Source organism: Anaerobacillus alkaliphilus (genome assembly GCF_004116265.1).
Lineage (GTDB): Bacteria > Bacillota > Bacilli > Bacillales > Anaerobacillaceae > Anaerobacillus > Anaerobacillus alkaliphilus.
Genome location: NZ_QOUX01000030.1, coordinates 66362 through 90686, shown reverse-complemented (window position 1 = coordinate 90686; position 24325 = coordinate 66362). Strand labels below are relative to the sequence as shown.

Sequence of the window (24325 nt, the reverse complement as noted above, 5' to 3'; positions counted from 1 at the left end):
GTCCTGAGCCAGGATCAAACTCTCCATAAAAGTGTTTGATATAGCTCAAAAATAATAATTCATTGACGAGATATTTACTATCTCTTTAATTCGCTTGGCTGTGTGTTCAGTTTTCAAAGAACAATTTGTATCGCTGTCTCAAACAGCAACTTCATTATCATACCACCGTTACAAGAATGTGTCAACACTTTCTTTTTTTCGATAATATGGTGGGCCTAAGTGGACTCGAACCACCGACCTCACGCTTATCAGGCGTGCGCTCTAACCAGCTGAGCTATAGGCCCAAATTGGAGCGGGTGATGAGAATCGAACTCACAACATCAGCTTGGAAGGCTGAGGTTTTACCACTAAACTACACCCGCATAAAACAATGGTCGGGAAGACAGGATTTGAACCTGCGACCCCCTGGTCCCAAACCAGGTGCTCTACCAAGCTGAGCCACTTCCCGAGATAATTTATTAATATATTTGCTCCTGCGGTCCAGTTGGTCCTCGTCGCATTGCTGCTAAGAAGCGTACTCGACGTTGTAGCAATGGTGCGCCCTGAGAGATTCGAACTCCCGACCTTTTGATTCGTAGTCAAACACTCTATCCAGCTGAGCTAAGGGCGCATGTTGTATTTCAATGAAGTCTTTCATGAGGGTTACGGACGATGTATCGCTTCGTAGATCCTGTTTCTTCCTCTACTAGTTCCGCTTCGAAGCTGATGCGTCGAAACAACTCGCAGCTTATTCAACGACGCTTTGCTCGTTGCTGAGCTAAGGGCGCATGTTGTAATATTTCAATGCGGTCGAGAGGACTCGAACCTCCACGAGGATACCCCCACTAGCCCCTCAAGCTAGCGCGTCTGCCATTCCGCCACGACCGCATATATAAACAGTAGACAATGAAGTTCTTCTAGAAAATAAAAAATGGTGCGGGTGAAGGGACTCGAACCCCCACGTCAAAGACACTAGATCCTAAGTCTAGCGCGTCTGCCAATTCCGCCACACCCGCATTTTTTATTTTTATAAAGATGGCGGACCCGACCGGGATCGAACCGGCGATCTCCTGCGTGACAGGCAGGCATGTTAACCGCTACACCACGGGTCCATATTATTTGGTGGAGGATGACGGGTTCGAACCGCCGACCCCCTGCTTGTAAGGCAGGTGCTCTCCCAGCTGAGCTAATCCTCCAAATAGTATTCTTTTAGTTGGTGACCCGTACGGGATTCGAACCCGTGTTACCGCCGTGAAAGGGCGGTGTCTTAACCGCTTGACCAACGGGCCATTTTGTTAAAGTGGCGGAGAAGGCGGGATTCGAACCCGCGCACCGCTTTCGCAGCCTACTCCCTTAGCAGGGGAGCCCCTTATAGCCACTTGGGTACTTCTCCATTGGCTCCGCAGGTAGGACTCGAACCTACGACCAATCGGTTAACAGCCGATTGCTCTACCACTGAGCTACTGCGGAATAATTTCGTGTGACTTAGACAAGTCTAACTTGTTTACGTCATTTTGTCAATACTGTTTTTTCTCTGAGCGACAAGCTCCGATTGCCTTCGCTCGTTTCAGCGACTTTTATAATTTAACATATTCAAAATGAATAAGTCAACTTTTTTTAAAAGTTTTTGTCTTACTTATTTTTCCTTTGCATTTCCCACAAACATATCTCTTTGTATCTATTGCTCTTTTCCTGTTAAAGACAGTACCACAGTCAGTACAACTATAGATGTGTAGAGTCTGGCTTGTCCTTCTCATTCCCGGGATCGCACCACAGTACTTCGAGCCATCTACTTTAGCTAGCAAGTCTTTAAAGTCCTTATCTTGATGACGGTACCCTCTTTTTTGTAGGTGTAAATGGTAATGACATAACTCATGCTTAATGATTCCAATTAAGGCATCCAATCCAAAGTGTTCAAACTGCTTCGGATTTATTTCAATATTATGAGAACCTAATAGGTACCTACCACCCGTTGTTCTTAATCTTGGATTGAAAATAGCTCTATGTTTAAATGGCCATTTGAAAAATTCCGAAGAGGTATCTTCTACTAATTTTTGAAGCTCTAGATCATTCATCTTTCACACAAACCCCTTTGAATATTTTTCAAAAAAAACCTTCAACAATGACAACCATCCATTCATATACTATACATACTACCACACTTAAATAGTAGGAGCATCTTTTAATAACTTACAGGAAGGGGGACTTCCGGTGCCTGACTGGCTTCAAAAGCAGCTTAAAAATGCATTCCTCGAAAAAAACCGTCAACAAATTCGTTTATTAAACCAATGCTGGTACTACTACCATCGGAGGTATGAACCAGAAAAGACGCAAAATAAAAACAGAGCTTGAGTCTTATCTCAAGCTCTGTTTCTTATTTACATTTGATTTTCTGGCTTCAACATCGTTAATGCGACACGCTGCTTTTTCATATCAACAGAATCTACCCAAACTGTTACAACGTCACCAACAGAAACTACTTCCATCGGATGCTTCACGAAACGATTTGTTAATTTGGAGATATGAACAAGGCCATCTTGTTTTACGCCAATATCTACAAATGCACCAAAGTCGACAACGTTTCGAATAGTACCTTGTAATTCCATTCCAGTTTGTAAGTCCTCAAGCTGCAAGACATCTTTTTTCAATAATGGTGTCGGAACCTCATCACGCGGATCACGAAGAGGACGTATAAGAGCGTCAATAATATCCCTTAGGGTCGGAACACCAATTTCTAGCTCCGTAGCAATTTCATCTATATTTATTTGTTTTAACTTCTCACTTAATTCAGGTGAACCAATTTGTTCTGGTGTAGCACCTACACGCTTTAATAACTTCTTCGTCTCTTTATAGCTTTCTGGGTGAATACCCGTTTGATCCAATGGATCTTCTCCATCAATGACACGTAAAAACCCTATACATTGTTCATACGTTTTGGCACCTAGACGAGGAATTTTCTTCAACTGCCCACGATTAACAAACTTACCTTCCTCTTCTCGTTTTTTTACAATATTATTTGCAACGGACTTTGATAACCCCGAAACATATTGCAATAAAGAACTCGAAGCTGTATTTACATTAACCCCAACTTGGTTAACTACCGTTTCGACAACAAACGTCAACGAGTCGTTCAGTTTTGTTTGTGTCACATCATGTTGATATTGACCGACTCCTACAGATTTTGGATCAATCTTCACTAGTTCAGCTAACGGATCCTGTAATCTACGCGCAATTGAAATTGCACTACGCTCTTCTACTTGTAACTCAGGAAACTCTTCACGCCCAAGAGGGGAAGCAGAGTAAACACTCGCTCCTGCTTCATTTACAATTAAGTAGTAAACTTCTTTATCTACTTCCTTAATAACATTAGCAATAAATTGCTCTGTTTCTCTAGAAGCAGTTCCGTTCCCAACAGCTATGACCTCAATTCCAAACTCTTTTATTAGTCCTTTAACAATTTGTGTTCCTTTTTCAATTTCGTTTTTCGGTGGTGTCGGATAGATAACTGAAATATGTAGGACCTTACCAGTATCATCTACAACAGCCAATTTACAGCCTGTTCGAAAGGCCGGGTCTACCCCTAATACAATTCTTCCCTTTAACGGTGGTTGTAACAACAGATTTCGTAGGTTCTCCGAAAAAATATGAATTGCTTGGTCCTCTGCTTTTTCAGATAACTCTTTACGAATTTCTCTTTCAATTGACGGCTCAATTAAGCGTTTGTAACTATCAACAACCGCATCTTCAACATAAGGAGTGACTGGCGAATGTGTTGACTTTATGTACTTTTTATTAATAATTGCATGTATTTTGTCCACCGGTGTCGTAAGAGCAACTTTTACTATCCCTTCTTTTTCTCCTCTATTTAATGCTAAAATTCGATGAGGTACGATTTTCCCAACTTGCTCCTCATACTCATAGTACATTTCATAGACAGCCTTTTCATCTTTTTCAACATCTTTGGAAGTTGAAACGAGCCTTCCTTCTTTAAATGTAAGCTGCCTAATTAGCTTACGCATCTCAGGGTCGTCAGAAATCCATTCCGCAATAATGTCTTTTGCTCCTTGAAGGGCGTCTTCGACTGTTTGTACTTCCTTCTCTTCAGATAGATATTGTGCAGCTACCTCTTCAACATTACCTTGAGCTGGAAATGTGAATAACCATGTAGCTAGAGGTTCTAAGCCTTTTTCTTTTGCAACAGTTGCTCTTGTTCGACGTTTCTGTTTATAAGGTCGATATAAATCTTCTACTTCTTGAAGCTTCGTAGCTTTTACAATTGATTGTTGAAGTTCTTCTGTTAATTTATCTTGTTCTTGAATAAGGCGAATAACTTCTTCTTTTCTATTTTCTAAATTATTTATGTATGTCCATCTTTCAACGATTGTCCTAATTTGCACCTCATCAAGTGAACCAGTTAACTCCTTACGATAACGAGCTATAAATGGAACTGTGTTTCCCTCTTCAATTAACGAGACTACATTCTCAATCGCTTTCTTTGAAAATGAAGTTTCTTTCATCAGTAATTGAAGCATACTTTGTTTTTTCTCTTCCATATCCTATGCACCAACTTTCTTTCGTCATATTTATCTATTCTATAGAAAGCCATCAAGAAAATAAAGGAAACATATGAGCTAACTCCTTTATTTAGGATGAAATATAAATAAGGCGGCCTTGAGTAGCCGCCCCTGTACCCTTTCTAGTATAACTAATTCAGCTCGAAACATCTCCTACCAAAAATGTAAGATCATCTTCATGCTGTGGAACTAGTTTTTTTACAATACTTATAACTTCTCCAACACAGCTTTCCTTAGCAATAGCTCTTTGCCAGCTAGATTTAAGTACAACTCCATCTGTGTACATGATAAATCTTAGGCCTGGCTTATACGGAAGACGTTGTATCGGATAACTAGTTTTTCTCCCAGAAAGGAAGCCACGTTTAGGTATTGTTCTTGTAAGCAATCCGTCTGGAGAATAAAAACTACATGTTATATTACCGGTGTTGCTATATAGCACTTCTTTATTTATATAATCAACTTTCAAAATCGAAAGAACAACTCCACGTTTATTTACTACTAATCGATTACAATTTTCCATCAGATAGGGTAACTGTTCATGGTGATTTTTTCGAATATAATCCATCACTACTTTAGAAGCTTCATAGGCATAAAGTCCGCTACCTAGTCCGTCTGCTACAGCACAGATGAAATAATCATTACTTTCCGTACAAAAATAAGCATCTCCATTCAACGAGCTATCGTTTTTAGCTAACTGAAATACTCCAAGCTTTACATTGTTGAATGTTTGCGTGTTCCCCATCTATAAGATCTCCATGACTTTCGTAGGCAATGAAGCCTTCAACTTTTCAATCGCACGTCGTTGTAGACGAGATACGTGCATTTGCGATATTCCTAACTTTTCACCGGTTTCTTTTTGGCTTAATCCTTCGTAAAATGTACAAAATAATATTTGCTGCTCTCGTTCAGCTAGTACCGAAAAGGCCTTTTCAATAAATAGTTGTTGATCCGTTTTTTCAAAACCAACATCTGTAGCCCCCACTAAATCTAGTAACGTAACAGCCCCTCCTTCTTGATCTGCTTCTATTGATCGATCTACAGAAAGAGCTTGATAACTTCTCGACATTTCCATCGTTTCTAACACTTCTTCTTCTGTTACATCTAAATAGTTAGCAATTTCCGCAATTTTAGGTGAACGTTGTAACTCTGTGGTTAACTTTTCTACGGCATTTTTTATTTTGGGTCCCAGCTCTTTTATCCTTCTTGGGACATGAACACTCCACGTTTTATCTCTTATAAACCTTTTTATCTCGCCAATAATCGTAGGGACAGCAAATGACTCAAAGCTACGCCCTACCGATAAATCAAATCTTTGTAATGCTCCTAATAACCCGATCATCCCTACCTGAATAAGGTCCTCGTCATAATCTCTACCTTTAGAGAACTTCTTAGCTAGTGAATGAACTAACGATTCGTACCTTTTAACTAGTTCTGTTTGCACTTCTTCGGTTTGACTCGTTTGGTATTCTTTTATTAATTCTAAAAGGTTACTGTCGATCTGAGAATGTTGCTGAAATCCTTCCGACATTCTGTTCCACCTCACCCCTGTGTAGGAACTTAGTCATAATAATAATTACACCCGCAGCATTACTAATTTCAACTTTATCCATAAGTGTATCAATTAGAAATAAACCAAGTCCGCCCTCTTTAAGCTGCGAGATAGGTTTATCCGCGCTAACCGGTCCTAAACTCCCTTGTATTTCATCGACTGAAAAACTCTTACCTCGATCTGCTACCATAATTTCTAAACGGTCTTGGTAAACACCACAACCAATCGTCATTTGACCATCACCATCTCTGTAAGCATGATTAACGACGTTTGTACAAGCTTCAGCTACAGCAATTTTGATATCTTCAATATCATCGTAGGTATACCCTAGCCGATTAGCGATTCCAGAGATCGTTAGGCGAACGACACCAACATATTCAGGCTTTGCAGGAACCTTCATTTCTAAGAAATCGGATGTTTGATTCACTTTGCTTCCTCCCTCGCGCTTTCTTCGATGTTTATAACTTCATCTAGCCCAGTTATATTAAACAATCGTCTAACTCTTTCAATCATTCCTACTAATTTAATCGAACTTTCATACTTATGGGTTGCCTTTAAGGCACCTATAAAAATCCCTAAACCAGTACTATCTATATAATTAACATTAGAAAAATCAACCGTTACCTTATTACCCTTTTTTTCTGTTAGAGGTAATAAAGAATATTTCAGTTTATCTGAAGTGTAAATATCAATTTCTCCATTTAATAATAGGTAGTCTTCTCCATCTTTTGCTATGTGGTTTATTTCTAAATTCATTTATTTACCCTCCTTACATTAATAATGTTTATATACCACCAATTGAAAGTTTCTAAACTTCTCTTCTAATAATCATTAGTGTAAAATCATCCTGTAGTTGAAAATCTTGTAGTTTTTCTAATTCATCATAAACATTATCAACAATTTTTTGAGCTGGTAAATGAAGATATTTCTTTATTATAGTTGTTACCTCAGCCCTAGTAATAAAACCATCTTCTGTTCGGCATTCCGTGACACCATCGGAGAGCAAAACCAGAAAGTCACCAGCTTCTATCTTTAGTTCATACTCTTGAAATCTTGCTGTTCTTTTTAATCCAAGAACTAGACCTTTTGTCGTTAAATCTTGAAAGTTATTTGTACCAGACTGATAATAAAAACCTGGCTCATGACCAGCCCCAGCGTAATGAAAGATGTGGTTCTGTAAATCATATGAACCGTATATCATCGTTATAAACATATTTGTACTAATATTCTGTTCGATGACTCTGTTTAAATTTTCTAAAAGAGCCCCCGGCCGAAGTCTCTGCTCAGGTAAGCTATCTAAACCATATTTAATCATTGACATACATAAAGCAGCAGGAATGCCTTTCCCAATAATATCAGCTACCGCAATGCTTAAATACCCGTTTTCATCTTCCTGTAAATGATAGTAATCTCCGCTTACCGGACCTGCAGCAACAGCTTTTATCCCTACATCAAGGGTTATCGGATCAGGAATTTCAATTGGCAAAAGTTGTTTTTGCATCTTAGCAGCAACAGCAAATTCAGAATTTATTTGCTTTTGTCTATCTCGAAGGCTTTGATGCTCAAGATAGGCAAGTCCGTACCCCACCATAACTTCAAGGAGTAAATCATTTGTATCGGAAACCTCTTTTGGAAGGTTTTTAATTAGAGTTTGTACAACTGATACATGTAGATTTATCATATCCTCTGGCGACATATTATTCTTAATTAACTCTCTAGAAAACTTGCCAGCTTTATATAGAGAATGTTCACTATTAGTTACTAAGTATTCAGCTAAAATTGACTTATATGTCTCATGTAAACCAATATCGAATTTATCCATAATTCTTCTCCTCCTATCGGAGCCATTTTACGGCATCAATCGTAGTTCCCTCTCCAACTGTTGAGTCGATCGTAAATTCATCCATGAGTCGCTTCACACCTGGTAATCCCGCCCCTAAACCTCCGGATGTTGTAAAGCCATCTTCCATTACCTTACGGATATCTTTTATTCCCGGTCCTTTATCCAAAGCTGTTACTTTAATTCCAACTTTATTAAGAAGAACTACTTTCTCGATACATATTTGTCCTCTTTTGGCATATAAATAAATATTCCTAGCAAGCTCTGAGATAGCAGTGGTAATTCTTGCTTGATCAACTGAACCAAAGCCAATATCTTTAGCTATTGTTCTGCCTGCTTGTCTTGCCGCTACGATACTCCACTCACTTTTAACCTCAACACAGGTTTGGGACATCATCTATCCCTCCAATTCCTGCTGTAATTTTTCTAGACCTTGTTCCAAGTCCAACGCTGTCGGGACACCTTTTAATACAATCCCCATATCTACTAAAGTAATAGCAACAGCAGGACGGATCCCCGTAAGTACTACCTTTGCTCCCATTAAAGTTGACATATCTACTACATCGCCTAAAACCTTCGCAATAAAAGAGTCGATAAAGTCTACTGAGGTAAGATCAATAACTACACCCCTAGCGCCAACCTCGTGAATTTTATTTAAAATATCCTCTTGAAATTGTAGGGCAGTCTGATCATCTAATTCAATTTGAACTGACACTAATAGAAATTCATTGAGTTTTAAAATAGGAATTCTCATCTTACACCCTCCCTATTCTACACCTGTAACTGGTACAATCTTCTTATTGGTTATTTCTAAAGCAGTTTCAATACCTTTTTTTAATGTGTTCTTTGTTGGAAAGCTCGATAAATCGATTCCTAGATTGACAATTGTTTGTGCGATCTCTGGCCTTATACCTACCAATATACATTTTGCACCTACCAAACGTACTGCTTCAGAAGCTTGTATAATATGATTGGCTACCATAGTATCAACCACCGGCACCCCTGTAATATCTATGAGAACTACCTCTGATCGATGTTCGATTACTCCATTTAAGAGATTTTCCATTACAAGCTTCGCTCTCTCTGTATCAATTGTCCCAATTAAAGGCATGACACTAATATTCTCAAACACTGGTATTAAAGGAGCAGACAACTCTTTTAAAGCCATCTTTTGTAAAAACACCGTATTTTCCCAAGAACCAGCGTATTCATTGACTAAGATATTAACAAGTTTATCCACCCAGATACTAACTTCGGAGTATACTTCCATATTTACTGAAGAGGTTTCCTCTCCATCGTACAATGTATCTAAGACAACTTTTCTAAACGTTTGAAGTCCTGTTGTTAAATAAGACAATGGCCACCCAACCTGTATTAACCCTTCAGTAAACTGGCTAAAATGGTCATCGAATAGTTCTTGTCCGTGACTAATTGACGTTAAGATTATTTCTACGAATTCCTTATTTGTGTTTGTATAGACGTAATCAGAGATATTATCTAAATCCTCTCTTTTTACTATTTCAATTTCTCTTAACCAATTTTCAAAGATCGTCTCTCGTTTTGCCTCTATAAGCTTTACTACAGATGGCTTCATCTCTTCATCCACTCCTTTTCGGCTATTTCTACTATTATTTCATTTATAAGAAATGGATGCAAAGATTTATAGGTTTTGTATTAGGGAAGGATGTGGTAAATACCATACTAGAATTTAAAATTAAACATAAAAAAAGTTGCTTTTTATAAAAGCAACTTTCCTTAATAGGCACGTAAAATCGATATAAATGATAGAATAAAATTAAAAATCAATGAGTCCTAAACTAATTTGTAATGCCTCATTGACTCGAGACATCATATCATCATCAAGATGAGTGATTTTGTCAGTTAAACGTTGTTTATCAATTGTACGAACTTGTTCTAATAAGATAACAGAATCCCGATCAAAGCCATAGCGCTTTGCATTAATTTCCACATGTGTTGGTAGTTTGGCCTTCTGAATCTGAGCTGTAATTGCTGCGACGATGACTGTTGGGCTAAACCGATTTCCAATATCATTTTGAATGATGAGAACTGGCCTTACTCCTCCCTGTTCAGAACCTACCACAGGGGAAAGATCGGCAAAATAAACATCGCCACGTTTTACAACAATCAAAATTTACACCCCGCTAACTAAGTCTAGTGTGCGTGTGTGTTCTGCTTCTTCTTCAGCAAGAAAAGCTTCTGCAGCAATATTCAAATTAATTTTAGCCATTTCCATATAACCTTGTTGCATTGTCTCGCGAATTTGACGCTTCTTCTTTTCACGAAGGTATGCTTTTGTAGCTTGGGAAATAAATTCACTGCGGTTTACATTTTCGCGTTTAATCAAGCCATCAACCTCATTTAATAAATGTTGTGGTAAGCTAACCGTGATCCTCTTTGTGTTTGCTGACACAAAAACACCTCCAACGTACATACACCTACAACTAATAATTATATCCATGAATAATCATAGCATTAGAATTAAGATTTTGCAAAGACATATCTTACAAATAGATAATTAAAATTTCGCTAAAATTAGGCATTATTCCTGCTAATAAAGCTACTTTTTAAAAAACCTTATTATTTACTGTAATTATTTCCCCATTATTTAGAAAAACCCTTGGTACGCGATAACTAATCATACACGGTATTTCGTAGTTAATGGTGCCGAGCTGCTCGGCTACTTCATCGATGGAAATCATCTCTTGCAATTGTTTTCCAATCAATGTTACCTTTGTCCCAACTGGTACCTTTTTACTCAGTTTAACCATCATTTGGTCCATACAAACCCTACCAACAATCGGACACCTTTCTCCATCTACAAGGACATATCCTTTAGAACTATGTTGTCGGATCCACCCATCGGCGTACCCAATTGGAATGGTGGCAATTAATTCTGTATCTTCCGTTTTATATGTTGCCCCATAACTTATTCCTTCATTACTACTAACTTCTTTTACATGAATAATTTTGCTATGGAGAGAAAATGCTTCCTCTAATTGAAATGGTATATCAGCTTCCATTTCCTTTGAGGGCGCTAAACCATACATTGCAATCCCTACTCTTGTCATTGAAAACATCTTTGATGGAAACCTAATCGTCGCTGCACTATTTCCACAATGAATATATGGAATATTCATGCCAAGTGTTTCTAGCCAGTCAAGCATTTCCAGAAAACGTTGATATTGTAAGTTAAAATAATCTAAATTTTGCTCATCTGACGTCGCAAAATGAGTATATACACCTTCTAAAGAAAATTTCTGGTGCTTATTAATGTAATCAATTACAGCTTTTCCTTCATTTTTTGTTCTTATTCCAATCCTGCCCATACCTGTGTCAATTTTCAAATGAAGTGTGCAATGTAAATTAGGTTTAAGGATCTCGTTAGCTTGCTCTAACCATTCTTGTTGAAATACCGTTAATGCAATATTGTTTTTGCACGCTAGGTTTACATCACTAGGTCTTACCCAACCAAGTACTAAAATAGGCTCAGTAATTCCTGCTTTTCTTAGTGCAATGGCTTCATCTAATATGGCTACCCCTAGATAGTCGGCACCAGCTTGAATCGCTGTTTTAGCAACTTGAACTGCCCCATGACCATAACCATTGGCTTTTACAGCAGCCATTAACTTCACACCATGATCTAAATTCTTCTTTATTGATTTCACGTTATGTTCGATCGCATCGAGATTAACCTCTACCCACGTATCACGATAAAAACCGTTCAAGTTCTCCACCTTAGTGCTCCCCTTTTAATAAGCGCGATTGTTTCTTTAAACTTTTATTATATATGATATTAATGATAGATGACAAAATGTCAATTGGTTCTTTTTTTTCATTCTACATAAAAAAGGCAGACACCATAGTTTCTTCACCCTGGGTCTGCCTTCTTGATATACTTATTTACTTAACATGAGTTCCATAAACTGATCTTGCAATTGAAATCATTTCTTCTTGACTTAGATCTTTTGAAGCTAAGAAGAAGTCAACTCCATCGTAAGACCAATTTAAAGACATTGTTTGCCCTTCACTAGAAAGAGCACCGATAGTGAAATCTAGATCAACAGGCTCGCCATCTGTTACGTGCATTGCGATGCTCGCTTGCTGAACACGGCTCTTTTGTTGGATTAGCGTAAAGTTTTTAGGTCCAGTATAAGAAAGAATAATACGTGTTCCTTCTTCAATACTAACTTCCTTAGAGTCGTTTAACATTGTTCCATCAGGCACATACATCGGGAATGTCGGAACTAGTGGCTCTCCGCTTTCCTGTGCCATTGCTGGAAGACTTTCTAATTGAGCTCCTGTCATGTTACGGTCCATATCGAAATCTCCATCGTTGAAGTTAGCATTTAGTTCAAAGTTTGTAAATTGAACAGTAACTAAAACATTCAGCTCGACATCCATAATTTTTACAGAAACTGGTGTTAAGTCTTTCTTATTCAATGTAATCTCTTGTTGTTGTAAATTCTTATTTGCATAATTTGTTTTTGTTTGGAAAATATAGTGATCGTCAGTTGCAGTAAATGATCTCTCAGGATCCATTAAGATATCATTCACTAGAGATTCATATAGATATACTTGGCTGTTGTTCTCTGGCCAATCACTTTGGAAACGGAAACTTTTATTTAACGCTGGAGTTAGAACGAATACCCCTTCGTCATTTCTTAAAATAATTTGACTTTGATCTTTTTTCGCATTGCTTAAGGCAACACGATAATATGTTGGTTTTTTATACCAAATTTCCACTTCATAGCTTTGAGGATCTTTACCAGTTTCTAATGTCATTGATGCATCTGATTTGTAGCCTGTCATGTTTTGTATTTTAGCACCAAGTTCTTCGATGATATCCTCTTGAGTTTTCTCGCCACAAGCTGCTAGTAATCCAAGAAGTACTATACACGAGAAGATAATTGAAGTGATTTTTTTCATTCATTCTCAACCCCTTTGTCTCATTTAGACGACAAAGGAGGGAATTCTATCGATAGCTGCGGTAACTTTCTTGATGTTGCCCCAAACTTGCGGCTTTCCCTGAATCACCATTGAATCCAACATATGGACTAATCGAAGATACAGTTAAGCAAAAGCAAACCGCTGTTTTACCATGAAGAAAGACTATATTACTAAAAAAATTTGCTCGTCAGTAAAGCTGCATATTTAACACTATTACCAGCCTTGTTTAAACGTCACCTGTTCACCCTTCGCTAAAGAAGCATTTCCACTTGTATAATAAAGTTATTTCCTTCTAGATGTAGTAACAATGGTATAAGGCCCTTTTTAAACGAGATAAACTCAATAATGTTTAGCGTATTCCTTTGCTAGCTCAACGGTTTTTCTCGGACTTATCCATAAGATAGGAAACACCCTCACGTCGGAGAGGGACTCCAACAAGATTACTAATCTCTAACTAATGCAGTCCACCGCATCAGTAATTTATGGCTTATTAAAGCCTGTTAATAACCCAAGAGTGAATAGTTTAAACTCACTATTTATCCCTACCAAGAACTAGGTCCTACTGAAATCGGAGTGATATGTTTATCTAGAATATCATTAGAAAAACCCAAAGCAGCAGCAATTTCGCCATTTCTGATAATCACAGGTGAATTGTAGCTTAAATTAACTGACTTGCAAAAGCTTGATGGTCTGTGTCGGTACTGCTACCCCATCAACCCCACGCCTTAACGATGGCAAGCTTTGGCGTTTAAAATCCATGTCCTGTCATAGTATGGAAGTTTGCATACACTAGCTCCTTACCACGACTTCCTTTATGTGATGATAGCTTTATTACCAGCAACGCTAATGACTCAAATTGAAGTACTCATTTGAAATTTGTTATATGGTGGGCTAAGTATTTCACTTGCTACAATCGAGAGTTCCCCAAATACTCTCAAAAAAGCACACGAAACACTTAGCTTAGGACTTTTGATTATTCTTGAGACTTAATCAATATTATCCTAGTAAGTCGTCAACTGCTTTAAAAGGACTTTTTTTAGCCCTGACTCAAACCTACTCAACATATTAGGATTTCAATATAAAACTTCTATATAGTAGCGTGCATGCCTGTCACATAATGTACAGGTGGTACAAGCCATTTCAACATGATAGCCTTTTTCTAACAAAGACCTAGAGATAACAAAACCATCACCACACCTAAGAGAACAACGACTTTCGCTATCTTATTATCTAGTAAACTTTTGAAGTGATTTACATGCTTGCCAGCGCTTTTAACTAGTAACTCTATAGCCTTCTTCAGTGGTATAACGTTTAAAATTGGGTAATTTCAACACCCGTTACCACAGTCAAAATAGTTCCCTCCTATCCGCACTATCACTATATGAGACTGTCCCACATAATATGCAGACTAGCATGACAAGCGTTTGAAAAATAATTGTCAATTATGAATTGTGAATGCCAATTTTTCAGTTACAAAGGGCTTCGTAGCAACACCTAAAGATCACTTATAATTCATAATTCATAATTCATAATTCATAATTTATTTTTCAATGATGACATTTGCTAATGCATATTCTTTACTATGAGAAATCGATAAATGAATTTTACCGTACTCAATTTTTGAAAGTATCATCGGTTTTCCATTTGGGTCTGGGATCACCTCTATATCCTGCCAAGAAAGGTGTTTGCCAATTCCTGTTCCTACAGCTTTAGCAAATGCCTCTTTCGAAGCAAACCGTCCTGCCAAAAATTCGACCTTCCTACGTTCTGTAAGTGGATTAAATAAGGCTCGTTCTTTTTCAGTTAGGATCCGGCTAACAAAGGAAAGATTTCTATTCATGACATCTGAAATTCTCTTTAACTCCACAATATCAATACCTGTACCAATGATCATATATTATTTAAACCCCAATCGTATCAAGCTTTTTCTAACATTTTATCATATGTTTGGTCATAAAATAGAATAAGCTAAGCATTTCAATATCTCAATTATTTCAGTAAACGGGTCGTTTTATGCTACAATATATAGACAAATTGACTATTAAACAAAATCAAAAAAGTAGTTACCTCTTTTAACTCTTATAGAAATTAGGTGATATCAATGTTTGTGAGAAATGAAGATTTCGGATCGTTTCTGCGTTCCTATCCCGTTATTTCTGGAATAGTAGCTATCCATCTGATCCTATTTTTATGGATGTTTTTATTCCCTTCACTCGGAGGAAATCTTATTTATGTATTAGGGATCGGTCATAACTTATCTGTCGCTCAAGGGGAACTTTGGCGATTAGTTACGCCAATTTTCATGCATGTTTCACCGGGGCATTTCATCTTTAATTCGTTTTCCTTAGTGTTGTTTGGTCCCGCCCTAGAAAAATTACTGGGCAAAGGACGTTTCATAGGTATTTATCTACTCTCTGGTATATTAGCAAACATTGCAACTTTTTATTTAGGTGGTTTAGGTTATTCACCTCATTTAGGTGCATCAGGTGCCATCTTTGGCTTATTCGGTGTTTATCTTTATATGTCTTTGTACCGCAAAGATTTAATTGATCGCGATAATTCGCAATTGGTCATGACTATTCTCGTCATTGGTTTAATCATGACATTTGTAAATGTTCGCATTAATGTTTACGCGCATATCTTTGGCTTTATTGCTGGTGCGGCACTTGCCCCTATTTTCTTAACAAAGATTAGACGATACACACCAGAATACCGCCATGTTTTTGATAATGACGAAATATCCTTTAATCCTAACCGCTGGAGAAAACGTAGACTCCATCCAAATACGAAAAAGAAGATCTTATGGATTGTGTTTGCTGTTTTAGTTATTTTCGGCCTTATATTCCGATAATCACAACGAAAAAACTGAGCCTGGATTTACTCCAAGCTCAGTTTTTTCGTTGTGATTATGATTTCTCTTTATCCAATACTTTATGGAAGTAAAAAATACAGATAGCACTAACGATGATAATTAAGATTGATGCTAATGCTGCCTCTTGGACCATTTCGTCACTTGCATATCGAAAAGCTTGTGTGGCAAGTGTGGAGAAGTTAAAAGGTTGTAAAAATAAAGTTAAAGGTAACTCCTTCAATATGTCAACAAATACTAGAATAAAGCCCCCAAAAATAGCTCCTCTTAACATTGGAATATCCACTCTAAAAAATGTTTTTAAAGTAGAAGAACCTAAACCCCGGGATGCCTCAGTAAAGGTAGTCCCGATTTTTTCAAAACCAGCTTCAATAGCATTGTAACCAACCGCTAAGAAACGAATAATATATGCAGAAGTTAGCATAACGAGTGTTGTTCTTAATACGAGAGCTGAATTTAGATTTAAATAATCTGCAACTGATTTCATAACTCCATCAAAGGCTACAAATAGCGTTATTATCGAGATAGCTATTGCCGCCCCAGGAATAGAGTATCCTAGAGCAATCACTCTTGATGCGACCTTTGGAAACAACCCTTTATGCAATCGGGTATAGTTCCCAACAATGAGAGCAATAAATACGATAATCGATGATGCAATAGATGCAACAAATATAGAGTTGTAAATTAACTTTGCAAATTCCGGACTAAAAATGCGATCCCAAGTCATTATACTCCAGTGTACTAATTGTGTAACTGGAACTATAAATGCGATCATAAAGATAACCGAACAATAGCTAAAGGCAAGCCATTTGCTAGTACCTTTTAGCGGTTGAGCTTCAATCGGTCTAAAATTTGCGGAAGAATAGCTGTATGTTTTCCTCCCTCGAATAATCCTTTCTAAGACTAAAACGACAATAACGATAAACATAAGAATACCAGCTAGTTTTAATGCAGAATCAAGATCCTTCATTCCGTACCATGTTCGAAAGATAGCTATACTAAACGTTTGAACTCCAAAATAGCTAACAACTCCAAAGTCATTAAGAACCTCTAAAATAACAAGGACAACACCACCAGTAATGGCTGCTCTAGAAAGGGGCAAACCGGCACGGAAAAAGATCGTGAAAGGGCCACCGCCTAGTAATCTTGCATTTTCAAACAATGAAGCAGATTGGTTTTCTAAAAAGCCTTTTGTGATTACATACACGTATGGATATAAAAATATTGTAAAAATGAAAATTGCACCAGGTATACCCATAATGTTAAAGAACTTTTGGCTTGAAACATGAATATCAAATGTATTTCGAAGGGTATATTGGATTGTACCAGAATAATTTAACATCCCTTGATACGTGTAGGCACCAATATAAGCAGGTATAGCTAATGGCAAAATTAATCCCCATTTAAAAAAATTACGCAATGGGAACCGATAATTAATAATGATCCAAGCCAAGCTAGTACCGATAATCATTGTGAACAAAGCTGTAAAAGTGATAAGTACTAACGTATTATATATATAATCTTTTAAAAGATACTCTTTAATATGAGCCCAGTTATCAGTAGGTTCAGTAAAAAGATTATATCCTATTAATAAATTGGGAATTAAGATTATAAAAATAAATACTAGACTTAATATTGCCCACATGTTGAAATGTTGCTCTACTTTCTGTATAAGTCTCATGGTTGGCACATCCTAACTTACTTTAATAACAAAAGGAAAAAATTATTTTAGTAGAATAAAATTAGTGACTCTATTAATTATACAGAAATGAAGTTTAAAAATAAATGTTTGTCTAACAAAAATAAAGTACCGGAAACTGTTAAAGTATTCCGGTACATGTAGTTTTATTTATTTCCAACCAGAGCGGTCGAAGATTTTGATAGCTTCTAGTTGGTTTTTTCCTAAGATTGATAAAGGAATATTTTGCTCTTTAAATTCTCCCCAAGACTTCACAGTTTCTGACCAATCAACATCTGGGTTAACTGGGTACTCATTGTTACCTTCAGCAAATACTTTTTGAGCCTCTACACTAGATAAGAACTCTAAGAATTTAATTGCATTTTCAACATTTTTAGAGTGTTTAATTATGCCAACACCACTGATGTTTACGTGAGTTCCAGTTGTATCTTGGTTCGGGAAGAAAACTCCTACCGCTTCCCCAACTTCAACATCACCTTTATCAGCAGAATTTAATAAACGACCAACATAGTAGGTGTTAGAGATAGCAACGTCACCTTCACCAGCAACTACAGCTCTAATTTGATCAGTGTCTCCACCTTGGGGTTCTCTAGCTAAGTTAGCCGCAATACCTTTCGCCCACTCTTCTGCTGCCTCTGCACCATTTAATTCAATGAAAGAAGCTAAAAGAGATAAGTTATACATGTTACTTGAAGTACGAGATAATACTCTACCTGCCCACTCTGGACCAGTTAATGCTTCATATGTTGATAGTTCAGATGGATCAACTCTGTCTTTTGCATAAACGATTACACGTGCACGTTTAGTTAATCCAACCCACATATTTTCATCGTCACGTAAGTTTGCAGGGATGTTCTTAAATAATTCATCACTTTGAATTTCTTGGAATAAACCGTCTTGTTTTGCAACATATAAATTACCAGCATCAGCTGTTAAGAATAGATCAGCCTCAGTGTTTTCGCCTTCAGAATTAAGACGAGCTATTAACTCATCGCCCTTACCTTCAATTACGTTAACTTTAATTCCTGTTTCAGCTTCGAAAAGATCATATAATTGACGATCTGTGTCATAATGACGGCTCGTATACAGGTTAACTTCACCAGCTTCTTTCACTTCTTCAGGTTGTTGCTCTTCTGTTTCCGCTTGTACTTCTGGTTCCGCAGGAGCTGCTGTTTGTGGTTCTTCTTTACCACCGCAAGCTGCTAACATAACTAATCCTAAAGAAAGGATTGTAAATAAGATCATTTTTAACGCTTTGTTCATGTTTGTTTCCCCCTATGTAACTTTTTTGTTCTAAAGAATGAAATTCATTCTCATTTAGAACTTACATTTTGAATTATATTGCTATTGATAATCATTGTCAATGGAATTTACAAAAAATTTTATAGGTAAATTTCCGAATTCACAGGAATGTCAAAAATCCCTTCGATGTTTCTTCCTCCAAAAGCAAAAAAGCCCTCTTTTAAGAGAGAGCTTTCAATTATTCCACTACACAAACTAAATCTGTTTTAATATTAAATGACACTACTGAACCTACTTCAATATTTTCTTCAATTGGCGCATAGATTACCATAGGTTCTGAGGTTTTATTCTGTTGAAAGTTTACATAAAGTTCTTGGTATTCACCACTGTATGTAACTCTTTCCACATGTCCTGAATAATTCCCAGCTCCAGCAGCAACGATTTGACAACCTTCCGGGCGAATCGAAACCTTAATATTATCAGAGATCTCATTTAAAGCCACTGGTAAACAGACTTTCCCTATACTTGTTCTAACGTGTTTGAGATCTTTATCTAATTCACCTGTAAGTAAGTTTGTCTTTCCAACAAATTGAGCAACAAAGCAGTTTTTTGGACAACGGTACATTTCTCTAGGTGATGCCACCTGTTGGATCACACCGTCCTTCATGACGACTACACGATCAGAAACAGCAAAAGCATCCTTTTGATCATGAGTAACGATAATTGCCGTGGTGTTTGCTTTTCTTAGGATATTAGTTACATCATAACGCATTTTTTCTCTGAGACCAGCATCTAGATTACTAAATGGTTCATCCATTAAAACAACATGTGGTCGAGGCGCTAAGGCCCTTGCTAAGGCAACTCGTTGTTGCTGTCCGCCTGATATTTCACTTGGAAAACGTTGGGCAAAGTCGCCTAAACCAACAAGTTCTAATACTTCTCTCGCACGTGCTTTTCTATCTTTTGATTTCCACTTATTTAACCCAAACATGACATTTTTCTCAATTGTTAAGTGTGGGAATAATGCATAATCCTGAAATACCATGCCTATTCCCCTTTTCTCAGGTGGAATTGCGTTAGAATTGTCATAAACCACTTGTTCACCAATGGTTATTTTTCCTGTTGATGGTTGCTCAAACCCAGCAAGCATTCGTAATGTTGTTGTTTTTCCACAACCACTTGGGCCTAGTAATGTGATAATTTCTCCACGTTCTATGTTTAAATTTATAGCGTCAACTGCAGGTTTTTGCGTACCAGAAAAAAGCTTTGTTACTTGCTCTAACTGTATAAAACTCATGAAACTCTCCCCCTAAAAAAGACTTCATCTATAAAAACCTACGTTTAATGATAATGATTTTCATTGTAGTTTATTATAGCATAGGCTTTTTTTCACAGTCAACGAGGTTCAGACAGTTGTCACAAAAATATGAAGGTGTTTTCTTTCTATCTGCCTATCTTTCTTTTCCCTAAATACCCTTTCTGCCCTGTGTGTTCCATCTTAAAATCTACCGATACGTTTACAACAGTTTCGCGCCAGCCTGACTCTTCCCAATGTAATGTGTCAAAAAAATCTGGGTCTTTTACCCAAAGCCGATGACCAATCAACCAAGGCTCAACATTTTCTGCCTGCATCCTTTTGATTGTTTTTGTTACTAACTCCTTAATTTCTTTCTCCATCTTATCATTGGCTTCCTTTACTAAATCATTAGTCACCCTTACTTCAGGCGTTCCTACTTCAGCAATTTCACCTTTACCCTTGACACTAATATTTACTGTAAGTGGGGTTGTTTCCTCGTAATGAAATTTAGCTTGTAAGTTTCCTCTTGTGATCGAAACTTCTTCTTCCCCGACATTGGTTTCTAGCGTTATTGTGTAATTTACATTATCCACTCGATTGTTCTTTAATAGTTCACTAATACCAACTTCATCTCTTTCTAATTTTGCCACTAATTTATGATTATGAAGGACCGCCATCCCTTCAATGAGTATTTTTTTGTCTAAAATTTTAGCTAATGGGAGTGTCGCTGCACCAGAGATCATATTGGTATCTCTACGATACTCAAAGAGCTTCACATCCTTTGTTCGCGATATTTTCTGTTCAGCTTGGAAAAATCGATTTAAATAAAGAGCAGGCAAATTTACTAACGGCGACTCTTGGTTAATAAATTCTTCAACCTTTCCATCTTCAATGACTAGTAAAAAAATTTGGTTGGCAACTTGAGGAAGTCGATCAAAGAAATCGATCACTCTGTCTAGTCCATGACTAGCGACATGTTCACTGACCGTCACTACTTTTAAGTGGCCAAAAAAGAGAACTGTCGGTGTCATTGCTTCTATATGGGCAACCGCATCTAAAATTGTCTTTCCAGTGGCAGTAAACGTCTCGAACTCTTTTACCGAGCCAGCAGGGGATCCTTCTCGTCCTCCAGTTAAAAGTATTGGGATTTGTAACGTTACACTATATAAAATCTCATTGTCATTATTTTCTTCCACGTCAATGCCCATACCCACAATCATTGATCTATGATCAATTTCCCTAGCATCATCAATGCACCCAGTTAGCATTAGAATTATGGCAAGTGGGACAAGCGATAGCTTAACTAGTTTCACTTTGTTGAGCTCCTTCTTTTCGTTTCATTAATAAGAAACCTAATAGTAAAGCTGGCACGCAAAAGGAATAAATGATGTTATTAAAATGTATAGGTATCCAAATTTGTTCAACAAAGTTTGGCATGAACATAGTTATCACAAATAATAAAACTAACGAAAGAAGTATATAGATGTAGTTTCTTCTTATCGGAAATATACGTTGCATTAAAAACACCATAAACCATGACTGAACTAGCATGATTTTATAATAAGCAATCAGCCATACCCCCAAGAAAAATAAATCTACTCTCTCTATTACTCCTGTTCTCGTTGACAAAGACTGAACCAATGCCGTAAAAGGTGATAAAAGCGTTAAAGATTGTTCGAAACCAAAGGTCCCTACTACCACAAGACAAATACCAACATAGATAGAAACAACCAAAAGTAGACCATAACTCATCGGTCTAAAGACTGCGGCATCTTTTTTCAAAAATGGCAAATAACCTAGTAGAGCTATTACTCCCGTATACCGGGCCATATCACTGATAGAACTCTTCAAAAATGTGATAACATCCGTCGTCCAAACAGGGGCAATATACATCCAGCGAAAATATTCAGTAAAGCCTAAACCTACAATTGAAAAAAGCAGGATAAACTCAACAAGTATTAAGGAAACAACAAAACGGCTAATCGCTGTAATTCCATAACCTAAGCCCACCGCAGCCACTAATAAAAAGAGAAGTAGAACAATCCACTGGTCAGTGTTAGGAAGCAAATATACTTTTGTTATTAATGTCAATGCCTCCAAACCATAAACAATAGCAAACAAAGTACTGACAATGAAATACAACACGATCAAGTGGAACACCCAGTTCCAAGTAGAGACTTTCATCTCATAAAAGAAATCGTAACTTTCGTATTTAGAGCTAAATTTTTTTAACAAGTAAAAAAGAACAAAGTAAGGAATGACAGCTACCAAAACCTTTAACCACGCACTTCTTACCTCATCCCCACCCACATAAGGTAAGAAAGTGACTCCTAGAGTAATTGTTGAACAACAAGTAACTGCAAAAAGATCAATACCCTTGAATTTCCTTACCACCTCCATTAGTCAAAATCACCCTCCTTTTTTCTCAAAATACTGCGTTTTTATTTGCTGCATTCTACCTAACAACTGCTGCATTTTAAATGTTGATAATGGCGATATGTATGGTGTTGAAAGAGACTCTAAGTTACAAATATGAATAAAAATAACACAAAAGCCTAGCACGAACCCATACAAACCAAAAATTGATGATATGATCAACAAACCATAACGAAGAACGCGTAGTGACGATACTAATTCCCAAGTAGGAGAAGTAAAAGATGCTATTGCGGTAAACGAAATAACAATGACCATTAGACTACTAACAACCCCTGCTTCAACAGCTGCTGTTCCAATAACTAAACCTCCAACAATACCGATTGTTTGGCCAACAAAGCTAGGAAGACGTATACTAGCCTCCACTAAAACATCTAAGGCAATCATCATTATTAGTGCTTCTGCAGCTGCCGGAAAAGGTATTTGTGATCTCGACTCTGCAATTGTTAATGCGAGAGTTTCTGGAATTAGTTCTGGATGGAATGCGACTAATGCTACATAAAGAGCTGGTAAAGCTGTAGATAAAATCATACACAAATATCGGATAGCTCTTACAAATAGGGCATTATAAAACGAACTAAAACTAAGGTCATCACCAACCAAATATAAATCAAACAACGTAACAGGAAGAATTGAAACGAATGTTACATTGTCAATAAAAATAGCAATCTTTCCTTCCCCTAATGCCAACGCAACATTGTCTGGTCGCTCTGTACCAAACACTTGTGGGAAAATAGACGTTGGATGATCAATAATCTGCTTATTTAATTGTCCTAGAGTAATCAGTTGATCAATTTTCACATTTTGCATTCTTTTGTCAATCTGCTCAATATCCTTTTTATCTGCATAACCATCAATGTACATGACAGATACCTTTGTATGTGAAAGTGAACCAATTTCGTAATTTACGGTCTTTACACGAGGATCCTTCAGAAACTTCCTTACGATAGAAATGTTCGTTTGTATATCCTCAATAAATCCTATCTTCGGACCGAATACTTGGTATTGTGTGGTAGGTTCAGATATATTTCTCTTTTCTTTCCCAGGTACTTTAACTTCAATTGGGAGCTGCCCATCAATGTGACAAATAGCTCCTCCGTTAAATAATGCAAAAATAATCTCGTTCCAATTTTTAAGAGAGATATTTTTAGGATTATTAATCTGTTGACGATGATCAACTTCTTCGAATTGGTCTTTCATCGATTCAACTAAAGGCTTTATTACACTCATATGTAGAAATTCAAGATCAACGATTCCCTGGAGAAAATAGATAATCCCCTTCTCTCCTCGTGAGAGCACGATCTCTCTATAGGTAAAGTCGTCACAAGCTTTAAATATTTCTTTCATCTCTATATCAAACAAGCTACTAACTTGCGGTGGTTCTTCCGAGATATTTAGGCTTCTAAGATATTCCTCATATTTATCTTGTCTTATCGTAGTATTCTTGTTCATATAGAACCTCTCTTACATTCAAACTTAGATAAGAGTAGTTTGTAACGGAACATTCTATTTATTCCCACCAACCACTATTTTTCCCATAAAAAAAGAACCAGAATGGCGATCTTTTAAACAAATAGCGGCTTTTTACTAATAAAATATTATTTCTTTACTTGTTTCCTCTGTTCCTTCGCCATTTTCTACTTGTCCATCCCCTAACTTATGGCAGCTTGAGCTACCTAATTAATTTATTGATTACTACTGTCTCTATCCTAAAATGTGTCAATATTTTAACAATGCCATTTCAGAGCTTATTACAGCCTGTTTATATGTGATTTTTCTCACAGTAGTTATTCTCAAAAACTTTATAATTGCGATAGAGTAGTTTCCACTATATGAACTACTGTTATGTTTATTAACTATATTATGTTGTAAGTG

23 protein-coding genes and 11 tRNA genes are annotated in these 24325 nt (G+C 37.0%); 2 read left to right on the top strand and 32 right to left on the bottom strand.

The features are described from left to right. Positions 1–207: 207 nt before the first annotated feature. From DS745_RS09010 to DS745_RS08955, 12 genes are all read right to left on the bottom strand, one after another. Positions 208–284 (bottom strand) — tRNA-Ile (locus tag DS745_RS09010). A 4-nt stretch (positions 285–288) separates the two neighbouring features. Beyond that, positions 289–362: transfer RNA gene (locus tag DS745_RS09005), tRNA-Gly, on the bottom strand. 9 nt (positions 363–371) lie between these two features. Continuing rightward, positions 372–448: transfer RNA gene (locus DS745_RS09000), tRNA-Pro, on the bottom strand. Positions 449–533: 85 nt separating this feature from the next. Then, positions 534–610, bottom strand: a tRNA-Arg gene (locus tag DS745_RS08995). A gap of 174 nt (positions 611–784) precedes the next feature. Beyond that, positions 785–867: transfer RNA gene (locus DS745_RS08990), tRNA-Leu, on the bottom strand. A gap of 44 nt (positions 868–911) precedes the next feature. Then, positions 912–995 (bottom strand) — tRNA-Leu (locus DS745_RS08985). Positions 996–1015: 20 nt separating this feature from the next. Beyond that, positions 1016–1091: transfer RNA gene (locus tag DS745_RS08980), tRNA-Asp, on the bottom strand. Between the two features lie 8 nt (positions 1092–1099). Further along, positions 1100–1175: transfer RNA gene (locus tag DS745_RS08975), tRNA-Val, on the bottom strand. 18 nt (positions 1176–1193) lie between these two features. Next, positions 1194–1268, bottom strand: a tRNA-Glu gene (locus DS745_RS08970). Between the two features lie 12 nt (positions 1269–1280). Next, a tRNA-Ser gene (locus tag DS745_RS08965) sits at positions 1281–1372 on the bottom strand. Positions 1373–1374: 2 nt separating this feature from the next. Beyond that, positions 1375–1449, bottom strand: a tRNA-Asn gene (locus tag DS745_RS08960). Between the two features lie 137 nt (positions 1450–1586). Next, complete coding sequence (locus tag DS745_RS08955; protein ID WP_129077918.1) at positions 1587–2054, bottom strand: SprT family protein; 468 nt, start codon at positions 2052–2054, stop codon at positions 1587–1589. Between the two features lie 136 nt (positions 2055–2190). Here DS745_RS08955 and cmpA point away from each other — a divergent pair, with 136 nt between their 5' ends. Beyond that, positions 2191–2331, top strand: coding sequence for a cortex morphogenetic protein CmpA (gene cmpA / locus DS745_RS08950; protein ID WP_129077917.1), 141 nt, complete (start codon positions 2191–2193; stop codon positions 2329–2331). Between the two features lie 26 nt (positions 2332–2357). Here cmpA and DS745_RS08945 read toward each other — a convergent pair whose 3' ends face one another. The 14 genes from DS745_RS08945 to acpS form a co-directional block, all read right to left on the bottom strand. Further along, a complete protein-coding gene (locus DS745_RS08945) occupies positions 2358–4532 on the bottom strand; it encodes a Tex family protein (protein WP_129077916.1) in 2175 nt (724 codons plus the stop codon). 157 nt (positions 4533–4689) lie between these two features. After that, on the bottom strand, positions 4690–5295 hold the full coding sequence (locus DS745_RS08940; protein WP_129077915.1) for a PP2C family serine/threonine-protein phosphatase: 606 nt from the start codon (positions 5293–5295) through the stop codon (positions 4690–4692). Continuing rightward, the gene (gene sigB, locus DS745_RS08935) at positions 5296–6081 is read right to left on the bottom strand and encodes an RNA polymerase sigma factor SigB (RefSeq protein WP_129077914.1); all 786 of its coding nucleotides are present in this window, start codon (positions 6079–6081) and stop codon (positions 5296–5298) included. It lies immediately after the preceding gene. Then, positions 6041–6502 (bottom strand): anti-sigma B factor RsbW, encoded by a 462-nt coding sequence (gene rsbW / locus DS745_RS08930; RefSeq protein WP_421721808.1) that lies wholly within the window; start codon positions 6500–6502, stop codon positions 6041–6043. Before rsbW ends, sigB begins: the two co-directional genes overlap by 41 nt. A 23-nt stretch (positions 6503–6525) precedes the next feature. Beyond that, entirely contained in the window at positions 6526–6858 is a 333-nt protein-coding gene (locus DS745_RS08925) for an STAS domain-containing protein (protein WP_129077912.1), read from the bottom strand. A gap of 52 nt (positions 6859–6910) precedes the next feature. After that, positions 6911–7924, bottom strand: a complete 1014-nt coding sequence (locus DS745_RS08920; protein ID WP_129077911.1) for a PP2C family protein-serine/threonine phosphatase — start codon at positions 7922–7924, stop codon at positions 6911–6913. A 13-nt stretch (positions 7925–7937) separates the two neighbouring features. Further along, entirely contained in the window at positions 7938–8339 is a 402-nt protein-coding gene (locus tag DS745_RS08915) for an anti-sigma regulatory factor (RefSeq protein ID WP_129077910.1), read from the bottom strand. Beyond that, positions 8340–8696 carry an STAS domain-containing protein gene (locus DS745_RS08910; RefSeq protein WP_129077909.1) on the bottom strand — a complete coding sequence of 119 codons (357 nt, stop codon included), beginning with the start codon at positions 8694–8696 and terminating at the stop codon, positions 8340–8342. 12 nt (positions 8697–8708) lie between these two features. After that, positions 8709–9536: an STAS domain-containing protein gene (locus tag DS745_RS08905; protein WP_129077908.1), complete on the bottom strand. Its 828-nt coding sequence runs from the start codon at positions 9534–9536 to the stop codon at positions 8709–8711. Between the two features lie 201 nt (positions 9537–9737). Further along, positions 9738–10088, bottom strand: a complete 351-nt coding sequence (locus DS745_RS08900) for a type II toxin-antitoxin system PemK/MazF family toxin (protein WP_071315458.1) — start codon at positions 10086–10088, stop codon at positions 9738–9740. 6 nt (positions 10089–10094) lie between these two features. Next, positions 10095–10394 (bottom strand): CopG family ribbon-helix-helix protein, encoded by a 300-nt coding sequence (locus DS745_RS08895; RefSeq protein WP_129077907.1) that lies wholly within the window; start codon positions 10392–10394, stop codon positions 10095–10097. A gap of 133 nt (positions 10395–10527) precedes the next feature. Beyond that, on the bottom strand, positions 10528–11688 hold the full coding sequence (gene alr / locus DS745_RS08890) for an alanine racemase (RefSeq protein WP_129077927.1): 1161 nt from the start codon (positions 11686–11688) through the stop codon (positions 10528–10530). A gap of 175 nt (positions 11689–11863) precedes the next feature. Next, the gene (locus DS745_RS08885; RefSeq protein WP_129077906.1) at positions 11864–12889 is read right to left on the bottom strand and encodes an outer membrane lipoprotein-sorting protein; all 1026 of its coding nucleotides are present in this window, start codon (positions 12887–12889) and stop codon (positions 11864–11866) included. A gap of 1561 nt (positions 12890–14450) precedes the next feature. Next, on the bottom strand, positions 14451–14804 hold the full coding sequence (acpS, locus tag DS745_RS08880; protein WP_129077905.1) for a holo-ACP synthase: 354 nt from the start codon (positions 14802–14804) through the stop codon (positions 14451–14453). 207 nt (positions 14805–15011) lie between these two features. On the opposite strand from acpS, the gene DS745_RS08875 reads away from it, so the two are divergent. Beyond that, positions 15012–15761, top strand: a complete 750-nt coding sequence (locus tag DS745_RS08875) for a rhomboid family intramembrane serine protease (protein WP_129077904.1) — start codon at positions 15012–15014, stop codon at positions 15759–15761. Between the two features lie 55 nt (positions 15762–15816). Here the strand turns inward: DS745_RS08875 and DS745_RS08870 are convergent, their stop codons facing one another. The 6 genes from DS745_RS08870 to DS745_RS08845 all read right to left on the bottom strand — a co-directional run bounded on the left by DS745_RS08870 (position 15817) and on the right by DS745_RS08845 (position 23902). After that, positions 15817–17460 (bottom strand): ABC transporter permease, encoded by a 1644-nt coding sequence (locus tag DS745_RS08870; RefSeq protein WP_129077903.1) that lies wholly within the window; start codon positions 17458–17460, stop codon positions 15817–15819. 168 nt (positions 17461–17628) lie between these two features. Next, entirely contained in the window at positions 17629–18741 is a 1113-nt protein-coding gene (locus DS745_RS08865) for a Fe(3+) ABC transporter substrate-binding protein (protein WP_196121227.1), read from the bottom strand. 217 nt (positions 18742–18958) lie between these two features. After that, positions 18959–20017: an ABC transporter ATP-binding protein gene (locus tag DS745_RS08860; RefSeq protein WP_129077902.1), complete on the bottom strand. Its 1059-nt coding sequence runs from the start codon at positions 20015–20017 to the stop codon at positions 18959–18961. A 146-nt stretch (positions 20018–20163) separates the two neighbouring features. Next, positions 20164–21330, bottom strand: a complete 1167-nt coding sequence (locus DS745_RS08855) for a Ger(x)C family spore germination protein (RefSeq protein ID WP_129077901.1) — start codon at positions 21328–21330, stop codon at positions 20164–20166. Further along, complete coding sequence (locus DS745_RS08850; RefSeq protein WP_129077900.1) at positions 21317–22417, bottom strand: GerAB/ArcD/ProY family transporter; 1101 nt, start codon at positions 22415–22417, stop codon at positions 21317–21319. Before DS745_RS08850 ends, DS745_RS08855 begins: the two co-directional genes overlap by 14 nt. 9 nt (positions 22418–22426) lie before the next feature. After that, a complete protein-coding gene (locus DS745_RS08845; RefSeq protein ID WP_129077899.1) occupies positions 22427–23902 on the bottom strand; it encodes a spore germination protein in 1476 nt (491 codons plus the stop codon). Between the last annotated feature and the right edge of the window lie 423 nt (positions 23903–24325).